Genomic DNA, 13,831 nt, shown 5'->3' on the forward strand with positions numbered 1-13,831 from the left:
TCTCGAACACGACCGTTAAGCCCTCCAGCGTCGATGGTACTTGAACCGCAGGGTTCTGGGAGAGTAGAACGTTGCCAAGCACATGGAGATCTTTTGGTGAAGCCAAAAGAATCTCAGCTAAAGAGCTTTACTTGGATAATACCAGGTAAGGCTCTTTTTCTATCTTTGTATGAAACGCGTGTAGAATCCAACGCGAGAAAGCCCCAACTTACGATTAGGCGAGAATATCGCTTGTTCGTTCGTAAGTTGGGGCTTTCTGTTTCATTATTGGACCAGGGTTACTTACTGGATGTAACAAGAAGTTTCCTTGCTCGTTATTTTCACCAGGCCTGCTTTGCGGTAAGGCTGAAAACGGAGCAGCATCCATAACCGCGGCAGAATCATCCAACAATGAAAGATCGTGAGGTGGATCAGCCAAGTACGAGGGATCCACGGGTACAAGATCAAGATTAGTGCTAATCCGATGAAAAACAGGTGAAGCTGCACTTTGGTCACGAGACGGACAGAAGCATGGCCTTCTGGTAAGAAACCAGCCCAGAAAATGCCCCACCGGTAAGACCATCCCCGCATCGCCATGCCAATCGTGAAATGAAAGTAAGCGCGGATAAGCAGCGTATGGAAAATAAGAATGAGTGGAAAGCTTACTAAGAGTGGCAGCCAATGAGAGGGATCAAATTTGTAGAAGACTACCAGAACGAGTGTCATATAGTAGAGCACTATTTTGTACAAGGAATGATAATAACGCTTCATCAACGTATAACTATAAATCGTAGACTGTTTGGATAAGTTGGATTCTTGTTGGATCGACATCGATAGACCTCCGCGACGCGGTAACGTTTTATTCAATTATTATCGGCATTTGCCTTCCAAAAGATGAGTGTTTAGCTAGTTTAGGAGAGTTGAGAATCGGATATACTAGTCGTAAACGATCTTTGGGGGGATCCTATGGAGGAGAATCGGTTTGGACTATGTATGATTTGCGAGCAACAAAAACTTGGCGGCATTTATATTGTTACGGCATTTATTTGTGATGATTGCAGTAGTGAGATCGTGAAAACGAACGTGAACGACCAGAAGTATCCGTTTTTTGTAAATCAGATGAAAAAAGCCATGTACTTGGGAAATACCAGTTTGTATATGAATTAAGAGGAGAAGCTTCTTTTTAAGAAGCTTTTTTTGTTTTTTTAGCATGAATCCACTACTATATAAAGGTAAAATGAAAATTCGAAGCTCATGAAGCTCAAGGAGTTTGAACCGAGTGTGCAGTCAACATATAGATAAAATGCGAGCTCCCCTATACGAGGCCATGATAGCCCACAAAGCTCGCCATACCGTAAGTCTGCATGTACCTGGGCATAAGTCAGGGCAGGGTGTATTAGAAGAGGGTAAAGAATATCTAGAATCGGTTATGTCCATTGATTATACAGAAATTACAGGACTAGATGATTTACATCATGCAGAAGGTGTTATTTGGGAAGCGGAGCAGCTTGCCGCGGATTGTTTCGGAGCTGAGGAAACCTATTTTCTAATCGGCGGAAGTACGGTTGGTAATATAGCCATGATCGGAGCTGTTTGTCAAAAGGATGAGGTTATTCTTGTCCAAAGGAATGTACATAAGTCCGTAATCAATGGGCTCATGCTAGCAGGTGCGCAAGCGGTATTCATTGCACCAGGTGTGGATCCCGAGACAGGTGTAGCGACAGGTCTACAAATAGAAGATGTTAAGCAAGCGTTACAACAATACCCAGCAGCGAAGGCTTTATTTCTGACAAATCCCAATTACTACGGAGTGGGCGTTCATCTTAAGCCTTTTGCAGATCTCATGCACGATCATGGGATGCTTCTACTCGTCGATGAGGCGCATGGCGCGCATTTCGGCTTCCACGACCTAGTACCCGCATCGGCCTTATCGCAAGGGGCAGACGCTGTTGTACAGTCCACGCATAAGATGCTGACTGCGATGACGATGGGGGCTATGCTGCATGTACAAGGGCCGCGGATTAATCGGAAAGCCATCAAACAAATGTTGGCGATGCTTCAAAGCTCAAGCCCATCCTATCCCATTATGGCTTCTTTAGATCTGGCGAGAAAGCGAATGCATACGGAGGGTCAAATCTGGTTAGATGAGGGGCTTAGACTTGTAAATGAATTTAAGCTAGGGTTAGAGGAGCTGCCGGTATTGGATTATTATCCGCGTCAATCTCTTCAAGCCAGCCTCGGGGATAACTATTCCAATGCTGATCCATTCAAAGTCGCCATTTATGATCCTTCCTATAAGATCTCAGGGACGAAGTTAAAAGAGAGGCTGGAGGAGCAAGGATGTTTCGTCGAAATGACGGATGGCTATCTGGTTCTGCTTGTTTTTACTCCTGCTAGTTCAAGAGCAGATATGCACCGAGTTCTTCAAGTTTTACATAACATTTGTTTGGACATCACGCATCAGAAGCAGGAACTACATACGCCTATCTCGAATATAATTAAATTACCCACCTACGTACCCATCTCTTCACCAATAGGCTTTGATCGAAGTGCTGTGTTTCAAGCAGCGACCACAACGGTTAATGTTAAGGAAGCGATTGGGAAACGTTCAGGTGATATGGTAATCCCGTATCCGCCGGGTATTCCTTACTTATATCCAGGAGAAGTCATCACGGATTCCGTTGCCCAAGCACTTGTTTACTTAGCAACGCAGGGGATTAAGTTTCAAGGCACTCATTTTGGACAGACGAACAAATTAACTATATACACAGATCACGAATGATTTCGTGAGGCAGTAAGCAGGAGGCATATGTGAACGGCATATTTATTACGTTTGAAGGGCCGGATGGCGCTGGAAAAACAACACAGCTTAAGAAAGTAGCGCAAGAGCTACAAAAACTAGGACATGACGTGCTCGTCACAAGAGAACCTGGCGGTACGGGGATCAGCGACAAAATTCGCAGTATCATCCTCGACCCTGCCAATGAGGAAATGGTGGATCAAGCGGAGGTTTTGCTATACGCGGCATCTCGCGCACAGCATGTTCACGAATTGATTCTACCAGCTTTGCAAGCAGGACGAATTGTACTTTGCGATCGCTTTATTGATGCCAGCGTGGCTTATCAGTCTTATGGCCTTGGTGTAGATATAGAGATGGTGAAGAGTATTTCGAAATTTGCGAGCTCAGGGCTGCAAGCAACACGGACGTACATCATGGATGTACCTGTGGAAGTGAGCTTAGAGCGGTTGAATCAACGCGCGGGTACTGGTGATAGTACGCAACAGTTGGATCGCATTGAGCAGAAAAATGTGGCCTATCATAGCAGAGTACGAGCGGGCTTCCATCAAATTGCTGCAGATCATCCCGAGCGCGTGCTAGTCATTGATGCGAATCGGAGTGTTGATCAAATTGCAGAAGACATCTGGCAAGACTGTCAACAGTTGCTTGAGGAACATATTTCCGTCTAAAGCGGAAAATCCATTATTAGTTTATAATAAAAGGAGGCATCACCCATGAAACTAGTCGTAGCCGTTGTACAGGATAAAGATAGTAACCGTCTCTCCAACGCTTTAATTAAGGAAGGGTTTCGGGCCACGAAGCTGGCGAGTACCGGGGGATTTTTGCGTGCGGGGAATACAACCTTTATGATTGGTACGGAAGATGACCGAGTGCAAGAGGTGATGCAGGTGATTCGAGCTAATTGTAAGATTCGCGAACAGCTTGTGACACCCGTTTCTCCAATGGGAGGAACGACGGACTCGTATATTCCATTTCCAGTGGAAGTACAAGTGGGTGGGGCAGCGGTTTTCGTATTGCCAGTTGAGCGATTCGAGCATTTCTAAAGATAATCAGATGTACACAAGGATGGATGCGTCTTGAAAATTAATCCGGGGCTGCAGCCCATCGGTAAGAATATGAAAGTGAACGAGAACGTTCCGTCGCCGCAAATGGCACCGCGGAACTTCTCTGACATTATGCAGCAGCAAGATGAGAAGTACACCCATGAACAGTTATCCAAAATGGTGCAGCAAATCACGGTTCAAGGCGATCGCTTGTCGAGGGGCATGACCGTGAGAGACTTGCTCCAGTATAAGCTGCTGATACGTCAGTTTTTGGAGGAAACCGCTCGTCGTGGGGTCAATTTGAGAGATACGAAGGGCTGGGATCGTCGCGGCCGTTCGAAGCGATATAAGCTTTTGGAAGAAATCGATCAAGAACTTCTCGCCATGGCCGATGAATTGTTGGAGAATGAGCAGGGGCGGATCGAAATTTTGCAGCGCATCGGAGAAATCCGGGGCATGTTGATTAACTTGTTATTTTAGGGAGCGAAGATAAATGTCCTTCCAAGCTATACCGGGGCAAGCAGCAGCGAAGCGGCTCTTGCAGAATGGACTGCGTCAAGATAGGCTTTCGCATGCGTATATTTTTAGTGGTCCTGTTGGGACGGGCCGTTCCGAAATGGCGTTGGCGCTGGCCAAAGCGATCTATTGTCAGAATGGGATTGATGACGCATGCGGGGAATGTTTGGAATGCCGAAAGGTGGAACATGGTAATCATCCGGACCTCCATATGGTTTCTCCTGAAGGCGCTTCAATTAAGATTGAGCAGATTCGTGAGTTGCAAAAGGAGTTCGCTTATCGCGCAACGGCGTCAGGAACGAAAATTTACGTGCTTTACCATGCAGAGAAAATGACGGTACAAGCAGCGAATAGTTTGTTGAAATTTCTAGAGGAGCCCAACTCACGCGTTGTGGCGATTCTGATCACGGAGAACGGGAATGCACTGTTACCTACAATTCAATCAAGGTCACAGTGGATCCAATTTACGCCAATGGCGCGTGAACAAATGGTACTCACTTTACTGGAAGAAGGCTTACCAGCAGCGTTAGTTGGGCCTGCGGCACATGTAACTGCAGGTTTGCAAGCAGCAAGAGATTTAATTGGCGCAAATTGGTTTGCAGAAATGAGAACCGTAATGTTACAATTAGCGAAGGAGACGCTCACACGTTTCCCTACTTCCATGATTACCGTACAACAGCGGATTGTGAAAACAGAACTTGCGGATCATGTATCGACGTTGTTCGACTTATTGATTCTCTGGTTTAAAGATATGGTGCAGTTGCGTCTTGAACGCAGAGATAAGCTTGTATATAATGACCAGCTAGACTGGATGAGCTCTCTCGCGTTAAGTCGAGATGTCTCAATCTGGGTGCGTATGATGGAGCAAGCCGTAGATTTGCAAAAACGACTGCGCTTTAACGCCAATTCTCAGCTGGTTATTGAGAAAATGCTCGTGGAGATGCAGGGGGTGTAAGATGTACTCAGTGGTTGGCGTCCGCTTCAAGAAAGCGGGTAAAATATATTATTTCGACCCCATTGATTTACCGATTGAGCAAGAAAGTGCTGTAATCGTTGAAACCGCTCGAGGTGTCGAATACGGCAAGGTCGTCGTGGGCAAGAAAACCGTCAAAGAGAACGATGTGGTTCTGCCGCTCAAAAAAGTGATACGCATCGCGGATGATACGGATGCTGATTTGGTTGAAGAGAATAAAAAAGCAGCCAAGGACGCTTTCCAAACGTGTCACGATAAAATTAAAGATCACAGTCTTAAGATGAAGCTTGTGGACGTAGAGTATACCTTTGACCGCAATAAAATTATTTTTTATTTTACGGCTGAGGGGCGCGTCGATTTCCGGGAGCTTGTGAAGGATTTAGCGAGCATTTTTCGGACAAGAATTGAGCTTCGTCAAATTGGCGTGCGCGATGAAGCGAAGATGTTAGGTGGTATAGGTCCGTGTGGGCGAATTCTATGCTGTTCCTCGTTCTTAGGTGATTTCGAGCCCGTATCGATCAAGATGGCCAAGGACCAGAATCTTTCCCTGAATCCGACCAAAATATCGGGTTTATGCGGTAGATTGATGTGTTGCTTGAAATATGAACATGATAACTATGAAAGTGCCAAAGATTCGCTGCCGACGGTTGGTCGTCTAGTGATCACCTCATTTGGCAGTGGGAAAGTACTAGGTCTAAATATTAAAGAACGTACCGCAAAGGTTCAATTGTTTGATCTTGGGAAAGCGCTAGATCTACCTTTCGATGATGTTGTTGAACAAGAGTAGAAGATCGAAGATCCAAGGGGGCGCTGGCCAGTAAGCATGCATGGCACTAGAGGTGAAAGCGTGGATAAACAAGATATTTTTGGACAAATAGATGGAATAGAAGAGCGGATGGGTACCACGTATGCCGAGTTGGGTGCCTTGAAGAAACGGATTATTACCCTCATTGAAGAAAATAAAAGATTAAGCATAGAGAATCAGCAGCTTCGCAAACTCATTCGCCAAGAGGAAACAGTGGTGGAGGAGCCAACGAGGGATCCTGCTGAGGAACCGGTACAGCTGCCTGGAGCCGGATATGATAATTTAACCCGCTTATATAATGAAGGATTTCATATTTGCAATGTGTATTACGGACACCTTCGGACCGAGGGAGATTGTTTGTTTTGCTTATCCTTTTTAAATAAATAAGACGATTTGGCCGTAGGGGTGTATGCCTTACGGTTTTTTTCCATAATAAGCAACAAAGAGAAAGGAAACATGTATGAAGGAAGTTTCTTTATTACCAACAGAACGTATCGATGATTTATTAACCTATGATTTGAAAATTATCCAAAGTGACGAAGTATTCAGCTTCTCGATGGATGCCGTGCTATTAGGACGGTTTAGCAGTGTTCCGCCGAAGGGACGTGTGATTGATATCTGTACAGGAAATGGCGTTGTCCCCCTGCTGCTAGCCACGCGAACCCGCGCTGAGATCTGGGGCGTTGAAATTCAGGAACGCCTTGCGGATATGGCGGTTCGTAACGCTGAAATTAATGATCTATCGGACCGATTACATATGGTGCAAGGGGATTTGAAAACGATTCACAAGACGTTAGGGCACGGACAATTCGATGCCGTCACAGTGAATCCGCCCTATCTGCCTGTGCCAAATGGGGAGCAGAATGGCAATCCTCACTTCGCAGCAGCACGCCATGAAATTCACTGCACGCTAGAGGATGTCATCTCGGCAAGTGCTAAGCTCGTGAAAGCCGGCGGGAAAGTGGCGATGGTCCACCGCGCTACGCGGTTGATCGATATTTGCTGCCTCATGAGGCAGTATCGCATCGAACCCAAGCGAATTCGTTATGTACATGCTCGCGCTGGCGAGGAAGCCATGATGGTATTGATCGAAGGGATGAAGGATGGGAAGCCGGAGATTCGTACGCTGCCTCCTTTGATTGTCTACAACGAGAATGAGGAGTACTGTCAGGAACTCAAGGAGATTTACTACGGGGGCAGGAGTTCGCTGGAGTTCTCGTAAGAGGAACGTACAGAGCAAAGAAAGTAATATGAGACATGCAGGAAGACAAATACAAAGCGATGAGGGACATATAAGTGAGCTTGACGATACAGAAAAGCTACCGCGAGGATCATAGCGGTGTAGGGACGCTATACCTGGTTGCCACACCAATCGGCAACCTAGAAGATATGACCTTCCGTGCGATTCGCACCCTAAAGGAAGTAAGCATGATTGCCGCGGAAGACACGCGGCAAACGCGCAAGCTGCTGACCCACTTCGAAGTCGCGACGCGACTGGTCAGCTACCACGAACACAACAAAGGAGCAAGCGGCCCCGAACTGGTCCGCTTGCTCCTTGAAGGGCAGAGCATCGCGCTAGTCAGCGATGCTGGGCTTCCGGCCATATCCGACCCAGGTTATGACCTGGTGCGGATGGCCGTAGAAGAGGGCGTGCCGGTGGTGCCCATCCCCGGCGCGAATGCGGCCCTGTCGGCGCTGATTGCATCAGGCTTGCCGACAGAGCGTTTCGCCTTCGTCGGTTTTCTCCCGAGGGAGAAAAAAGACCAGACGAAGTTGCTTGAAAGCTTGCAGCATGTGCAGGACACACTGCTGTTCTATGAGTCGCCGCACCGCGTGGAGAAATCACTTCTCCGCATGGCGGAAGTGTGGGGGGCGGAGCGCCGGGTGTGCCTCGCCCGCGAGCTAACGAAGCGGTTCGAGGAGTTCGTCCGAGGCACGATTGCAGAGTGCCTAGAGCACTTAGGGCAGAACCCGCCGCAGGGCGAGTACTGCATCATCGCCGAAGGCGCATCCGACGCGGCTGTACAGATTGCCGCTGACGGCTGGTGGGAAGCCAAGTCGCTCGGTGAGCATGTCGCCCACTACGAGGACCGCGGGATTGATCGCAAGGAAGCGCTGAAGCTAGTCGCAACGGATCGTGGGCTGTCTAAGCGCGATGTATATAATGCGCTGCTCGAGCGTTAAATATGACAGAGCAGGGCTAGGCCGAAGCGAGAGGGTCTCTCAATTCATCTTGGATGTAGGTATTGTATCTCCATAAAAGGAAAAAGCCCCGAACGGGGCTGAATCCTTTATCAAATCAAGGATTGTCATCGTTTTATCATACGAGGACAAAAAAAGATCTCTAACCCGTGGCCGAAGCCAACTAAGTTAGAGATGAAAGGAGATATGAAAAAGGTTAGAATTACCAATAGGATAAGTGCTACTTCTATTATATACTACTTTTCTTATTTTGTCACAGGTGTTGGCATTTCTGCTAAACAAATATGGCAAACAATTTTTCCTTTGAAATACGATACGTTCTCCGCATTGCCGCAGAAGATACAAGCTGGCTCATATTTCTTCAACATGATGCGCTCGCCGTCTACATATATTTCCAAAGCGTCTTTCTCACCAATACCCAACGTGCGGCGAAGCTCGATCGGAATAACAACGCGTCCTAGTTCGTCCACTTTTCTTACGATTCCAGTAGATTTCATCATATATATAAAACCCCTTTCGATTTTATCAATTTTTTATCAAGATCGTCATGTTTCGACATTTACTTTAAACTTATGATACCAACGATTCCCAAAATAGTCAACCATATTTTCGCTGTAAACAGGCGATTATTCCTAAAAATAATTATAGATATGAAATCACGAATAACGAAAGAATCCCTTAGAATAAGGGATGTAAGGACTATATTACGAATCTGTACGATGCTAGGCTCTAAACATGTACTGAGAAAAATGTTTGTAAGCAGCAAGGAAATTGGAATTTGAAATTCGACATAAACCGACATTTCTAGAGGAGTTCATGTCGGAATTGTCGAAATATTGAAGATGGATTAAGGGAGGTAGACAACGTATGAAGGAAGAGAAGGTTTTTAAAGATCCCGTCCACAAATATATTTATGTGCAGGATGACACGATTTGGGATTTAATCAATACGAGGGAATTTCAGCGTTTGCGCCGGATTCGCCAATTAGGCACATCCTATTTAACTTTTCATGGGGCGGAGCACAGTAGGTTCTCACATTCGCTTGGTGTGTACGAAGTGACACGGAAAATTATTTCACAATTCGAACGCAACCATTATGAGGATTGGCCGAAAGAGGAGCGGCTGCTCTGTCTGTGTGCAGCCTTGCTGCATGATTTGGGACACGGTCCCTTTTCACATTCGATCGAAAAAGCATTCGGCACGAGACACGAGGATTGGTCCATCCGTATCGTCCTTGGAGACACAGAGGTTAATGAAGTGTTAAGCCGGGTATCACCTGATTTTCCGAAAAAGGTAGCAGGTGTCATTTGTAAATCGTACAGCGAAGAGATTGTGGTTAGCCTTGTATCCAGTCAATTGGATGCGGACCGTATGGATTATTTGCTGCGCGATGCTTACTTCACAGGGGTGAATTATGGCACGTTCGATCTGGAGCGCATTCTTCGCGTGATACGGCCATATAAGGGGCATATTGTTGTCAAAGAGAGCGGTATGCACGCTGTGGAAGACTACCTGATGTCACGCTATCAGATGTACTGGCAGGTTTATTTCCACCCTGTGACGCGGAGTGCAGAAATTCTTCTGCACAAGGTATTCGCTCGGGCGAAGCACCTTTATGAAGAGGGCTATACGTTTGGGTTCATGGTGGAGCCTATTCTTCATCTAATTCAGAATCAAATTTCCCTGGAAGATTACTTGCTGCTGGATGAATCGGTTATGCAGACGATGTTGACCTTCTGGTGCCAAGAGCATGATGATATCCTAAGAGATATGTGCAAGCGTTTCTTAGATCGTAAGTTGTACAAATACAGCACCTTCGAAGGAAATCAGGATGGGCTCATTCAGCGGTTGGAACATGTGTTGAAAGAAGTTGGGTTTGACCCCATTTATTATATGGAGATCGATTTCCCTTCTAACCAATCCTACGACGTCTACAGAGCCGGCGAAAATGACGATAATTTACCGATCCTGTTACTGGATCATAAGGAAAACTTAACAGAAATTACGCATCGTTCGGAAATTGTGCAGTCGATTAGCGGCTTTCAGATGGGGAAACATCATGTTTACTATCCGGAGGAGTTGCTGGAGAGATTGAATTCGGAAGAGTATGCCGATATCTGGGAGATGCTAGGGGAGCAAGAATAGACGTATAACAACTTATTTAGGATATAGAGGAGAACAGACATGCTAACAGATTCACATACACATTTGAACGCTGAACAATTTAAAGAGGATCAGGCGGAAGTGATTCAACGAGCGTTGGATGCTGGAGTCACACGTATGGTAAATGTGGGCTTTAACCGCGAGACCATTCCTAGCTCCATTGAGCTAGCGGAGAAATATGATTTCATCTACTCCACTGTAGGTTGGCACCCGGTCGATGCGATTGATATGATGCCTGGCGATCTGGATTGGATTGAGTCTTTGTGCGCGCACGAGAAAGTCGTTGCCATCGGGGAAATCGGTCTGGATTATTACTGGGATAAGTCGCCAAAAGATGTGCAGCAACGGGTTTTCCGTGAGCAAATTCAACTTGCACGCAAGTTGGGGATGCCGATTGTGATTCATAATCGCGATGCCCATCAGGATATTTTGCAGATTTTAAAAGAAGAGAAAGCTGCAGAAGTTGGGGGCATTATGCATTGCTTCTCCGGCAGCTGGGAAACGGCGAAGCAATGTCTGGATATGAATTTCCATATTTCCTTCGGAGGCCCTGTTACGTTCAAAAATGCCGTGCAACCGAAAGAGGTGCTGGCGAAGGTTCCGCTTGATCGTCTGCTGATCGAAACGGATGCACCGTACTTAACGCCACATCCTTTCCGCGGCAAGCGCAACGAAACGGGTTATGTTCGCTTGGTGGCCGAGACCGCCGCGGAAATACGTGGTATGACGCTGGAAGAGCTGGCACACATTACAACGCAGAATGCCATCCGTTTACTCGGCCTCAAGTAAGGCGTTCTTCTTAAACCTTCGGCGAAGTACAACACCGCATGCGAATGAGATTAAGATGAGGCAGACCAGTGGAACTGAGAGATACATAATGGACGTGTGAATCATGAAGGGGATCGTCAAAATAACGAGTTCCAACGTTAACGTCAACCAAATGATGTAGGCGAGGGAGCTGGCTTTGGTCTGTGGCTCTAATGGGTACATATTGAGCCAGAACGTATAGCGATGCGCACGCTCGAGTGACGTCAGTTGGACAAGTGTGATGACTAGGGCAATGACCATAATCACACTTCGCGTGGTGACAGAGTCAGAAACGGCAATCGCTAGTACACCAATCAACGTTAGTCGCATAAAGATTGCGAACAATTCGGTTCGCAGTAATGTTTTCATATATAAATAGAGAAACGCCGAATCCTGTCGAAAAGGAATGATGCGGGTAAGCCCGCTGATCCAACCTCGGCGGGCTATTCGTGTTGGCAGCTGCGGCACATCTACAAACCAGTTGAAGAAGCCATATAACCTGGCTTGCTGCTGTTTCTCCTTGGCAATGAGGTAGTCCCACCCAATGACATACCTAGTTGCGGAGCGGAATGCGATTAGCCAAATGAACAGAAGACCTAATGCAGCCAGACTAGCCCATAAGACACTGTAGTGAAACTGCAGTGTGATCAGTAGGATGGAAGACGCCCATCGGAAAATAACAGAGAGCAATCTCGTTCGCTCGGCAGCAAATCTTCCTTCTTGCCAGCTAGCGAATAGGTTCGCTACTTTTAATAGAAGTAATAGGGCGAACATGAGTAAAATGGGCTGTGCATCGGACCCGAGACAATGCCGGTAGAGCGGCATGACGGCAACCCAGCCTAGCAGCAGCCAGAGCCCTTGCATAGATAAGCTATAGATGAAGCTGCTCCGAAAGTAGGCGCCCATCTCATGCTCAATGCGTAATAGAAACATCCGATCGGCACTGCGCGTTAACGTGCGGATGGGGCTTGAAGTGAGGAAGGGCACAAGTACGAGCAAGACGATCCACAGATACGGATAATCTGTCGGAAGGCGCTGTAATGTTTTTGCATAATAATAGGAAGAAACGATGACAAGAAACAACAAGAAGCCAATGAAGTTACTGCGGGCCGCATATTGCCAGTAGCCCATGGATTCCTTCATATAATGTTGAAATCGCTGCTGCCATAATGCACGTGTGTTTAATGCAGGTGTAGTAGTGGGATGGCTCATCGCAGATCTCCTTGAACAAGCTTGTAGAAAATGTCGTCCAATGACGCCTGGGGAAGCGCTGTTTGTTTGCGTAATTCGACGAGATCTCCCTGAGCGACCATGTGTCCTTTGTGCAGGACGACATAGTTATCACAATATTTTTCAATAGTAGACAAAATATGCGAGGAAATGAGAAATGAAGCGCCTTTTTGCTTCATGTTGACCATTAATTCGAGCAGCGAACGAATAGCTAAAGGGTCGAGCCCAAGGAAGGGCTCATCGATAATATATAAAGAGGGCTCGATGAGAAAAGCATTCATGATCATGACCTTCTGTTTCATCCCTTTGGATAAATGACTGGCGAAGCTGTTCAGCTTGTCTTTCATTTGAAATTGCTCTAAAAGGGACTCGGAGCGAACGGTGAAGTCCTCTTTGGAAATGCCATAAGCCATGGCGGTTAATTCAAGGTGTTCGCGAATCGTAAGCTCTTCGTATAGCTCCGGACTTTCGGGAACATAAGCGTAAGTTGCGCGATATGGAATTGGACTTTCGGCTAGTGTGAGGCCGTTAATTCGAATAGATCCTTTTTGCGGTTGAAGCAGGCCGAGGATATTTTTGATCGTGGTGCTTTTGCCTGCCCCATTGAGTCCAATAAGCCCCATCATTTCACCTTGACGGATCGAAAATGTCAGTTCATGGAGAACGGGTTTGGTGGGTAGATATCCACCGAATAAAGCGTTTACTTCTAAGATGGGCCCCATCTCAATTGCCTCCCTAAATAGCAAATTATTGGTATTATTTAATCATAATCTTCCAAAATCATTATAAACAAATTTGTGTTTTTAGCCTAGTTTAGGTCATTATACATTAAAAAAACGAGTATACGTACGTTAAAGTGAGACACAAGTAGATATAAGGGGGTTATATTTATGTAATAATCGAAATTTCGTCGATTTAGCCCTTTTTAACGGGTGTATATCCCTTTACAGGTTGAGATTAACAGCGTAATATACTTTTCATAATAACTTAATATCCAATTTGCCAATTTTCCATTCGCTGAGTTCCAAATGTGGAAACGGGGGAACCACTGTAAGCTTAATTTGCATGTTATGCGATTAAGTAAGCAGATTGAGTATCAGGGGTGAATCATAGACAGCAAACAGCCGTTTGCGTCTGCGTAGGGCGACTCTCACGTCCGAATCCGTCAGCTAACCTCGTAAGCGTAAGAGAGGTAACGATTGTCGTGCGTGCTATTTGTATTTCATTATGCAAACTAAGCCAGCGAGAAGAGTCCTCTTCTTGCTGGCTTTTTGTCCTCATATAGGGTTTGACACAGATCAGATGACATAAAA

At 46.2% G+C, this 13,831-nt stretch carries 16 protein-coding genes, 1 rRNA gene and 1 riboswitch; of the genes, 13 read left to right on the top strand and 4 right to left on the bottom strand.

What is annotated here, in order from left to right:
• A 5S ribosomal RNA gene (gene rrf, locus A8709_RS35720) occupies window positions 1–80 on the top strand; the annotation flags it as partial.
• A gap of 202 nt (window positions 81–282) precedes the next feature.
• On the opposite strand, the gene A8709_RS19565 is transcribed toward rrf, so the two are convergent.
• A complete protein-coding gene (locus tag A8709_RS19565; RefSeq protein WP_065854279.1) occupies window positions 283–810 on the bottom strand; it encodes a hypothetical protein in 528 nt (175 codons plus the stop codon).
• A gap of 135 nt (window positions 811–945) precedes the next feature.
• On the opposite strand from A8709_RS19565, the gene A8709_RS19570 reads away from it, so the two are divergent.
• From A8709_RS19570 to rsmI, 10 genes are all read left to right on the top strand, one after another.
• On the top strand, window positions 946–1,146 hold the full coding sequence (locus A8709_RS19570; protein WP_065854281.1) for a sigma factor G inhibitor Gin: 201 nt from the start codon (window positions 946–948) through the stop codon (window positions 1,144–1,146).
• A gap of 136 nt (window positions 1,147–1,282) precedes the next feature.
• Window positions 1,283–2,761 carry an aminotransferase class I/II-fold pyridoxal phosphate-dependent enzyme gene (locus tag A8709_RS19575; RefSeq protein ID WP_065854283.1) on the top strand — a complete coding sequence of 493 codons (1,479 nt, stop codon included), beginning with the start codon at window positions 1,283–1,285 and terminating at the stop codon, window positions 2,759–2,761.
• Between the two features lie 29 nt (window positions 2,762–2,790).
• A complete protein-coding gene (gene tmk, locus A8709_RS19580) occupies window positions 2,791–3,447 on the top strand; it encodes a dTMP kinase (RefSeq protein ID WP_065854286.1) in 657 nt (218 codons plus the stop codon).
• Window positions 3,448–3,492: 45 nt separating this feature from the next.
• A complete protein-coding gene (locus A8709_RS19585) occupies window positions 3,493–3,822 on the top strand; it encodes a cyclic-di-AMP receptor (protein WP_056618038.1) in 330 nt (109 codons plus the stop codon).
• Between the two features lie 33 nt (window positions 3,823–3,855).
• Entirely contained in the window at window positions 3,856–4,302 is a 447-nt protein-coding gene (locus A8709_RS19590) for a YaaR family protein (RefSeq protein WP_065854288.1), read from the top strand.
• 13 nt (window positions 4,303–4,315) lie between these two features.
• On the top strand, window positions 4,316–5,293 hold the full coding sequence (gene holB, locus A8709_RS19595; protein WP_065854290.1) for a DNA polymerase III subunit delta': 978 nt from the start codon (window positions 4,316–4,318) through the stop codon (window positions 5,291–5,293).
• A 1-nt stretch (window position 5,294) separates the two neighbouring features.
• Window positions 5,295–6,098, top strand: coding sequence for a PSP1 domain-containing protein (locus A8709_RS19600; protein WP_065854292.1), 804 nt, complete (start codon window positions 5,295–5,297; stop codon window positions 6,096–6,098).
• A 60-nt stretch (window positions 6,099–6,158) separates the two neighbouring features.
• On the top strand, window positions 6,159–6,503 hold the full coding sequence (yabA, locus tag A8709_RS19605; protein ID WP_065854389.1) for a DNA replication initiation control protein YabA: 345 nt from the start codon (window positions 6,159–6,161) through the stop codon (window positions 6,501–6,503).
• A 73-nt stretch (window positions 6,504–6,576) separates the two neighbouring features.
• Window positions 6,577–7,338 carry a tRNA1(Val) (adenine(37)-N6)-methyltransferase gene (locus A8709_RS19610; RefSeq protein ID WP_065854294.1) on the top strand — a complete coding sequence of 254 codons (762 nt, stop codon included), beginning with the start codon at window positions 6,577–6,579 and terminating at the stop codon, window positions 7,336–7,338.
• A 74-nt stretch (window positions 7,339–7,412) separates the two neighbouring features.
• Window positions 7,413–8,300 carry a 16S rRNA (cytidine(1402)-2'-O)-methyltransferase gene (rsmI, locus tag A8709_RS19615; RefSeq protein WP_065854296.1) on the top strand — a complete coding sequence of 296 codons (888 nt, stop codon included), beginning with the start codon at window positions 7,413–7,415 and terminating at the stop codon, window positions 8,298–8,300.
• Between the two features lie 263 nt (window positions 8,301–8,563).
• Here the strand turns inward: rsmI and A8709_RS19620 are convergent, their stop codons facing one another.
• The gene (locus A8709_RS19620; RefSeq protein ID WP_028557356.1) at window positions 8,564–8,818 is read right to left on the bottom strand and encodes an AbrB/MazE/SpoVT family DNA-binding domain-containing protein; all 255 of its coding nucleotides are present in this window, start codon (window positions 8,816–8,818) and stop codon (window positions 8,564–8,566) included.
• Window positions 8,819–9,185: 367 nt separating this feature from the next.
• On the opposite strand from A8709_RS19620, the gene A8709_RS19625 reads away from it, so the two are divergent.
• Window positions 9,186–10,463, top strand: a complete 1,278-nt coding sequence (locus A8709_RS19625) for an HD domain-containing protein (protein WP_065854298.1) — start codon at window positions 9,186–9,188, stop codon at window positions 10,461–10,463.
• Between the two features lie 39 nt (window positions 10,464–10,502).
• Complete coding sequence (locus A8709_RS19630) at window positions 10,503–11,270, top strand: TatD family hydrolase (RefSeq protein ID WP_065854300.1); 768 nt, start codon at window positions 10,503–10,505, stop codon at window positions 11,268–11,270.
• Here A8709_RS19630 and A8709_RS19635 read toward each other — a convergent pair.
• Window positions 11,253–12,500: an ABC transporter permease gene (locus A8709_RS19635; protein WP_065854302.1), complete on the bottom strand. Its 1,248-nt coding sequence runs from the start codon at window positions 12,498–12,500 to the stop codon at window positions 11,253–11,255. The two genes, A8709_RS19630 and A8709_RS19635, sit on opposite strands and share 18 nt — an antisense overlap.
• Window positions 12,497–13,240 carry an ABC transporter ATP-binding protein gene (locus tag A8709_RS19640; protein ID WP_065854304.1) on the bottom strand — a complete coding sequence of 248 codons (744 nt, stop codon included), beginning with the start codon at window positions 13,238–13,240 and terminating at the stop codon, window positions 12,497–12,499. Before A8709_RS19640 ends, A8709_RS19635 begins: the two co-directional genes overlap by 4 nt.
• A gap of 283 nt (window positions 13,241–13,523) precedes the next feature.
• A riboswitch (cyclic di-AMP (ydaO/yuaA leader) is annotated at window positions 13,524–13,717 on the top strand.
• Window positions 13,718–13,831 lie beyond the last annotated feature (114 nt).

It is taken from the genome of Paenibacillus pectinilyticus (genome assembly GCF_001700435.1).
Taxonomy (GTDB): Bacteria; Bacillota; Bacilli; order Paenibacillales; family NBRC-103111; genus Paenibacillus_E; species Paenibacillus_E pectinilyticus.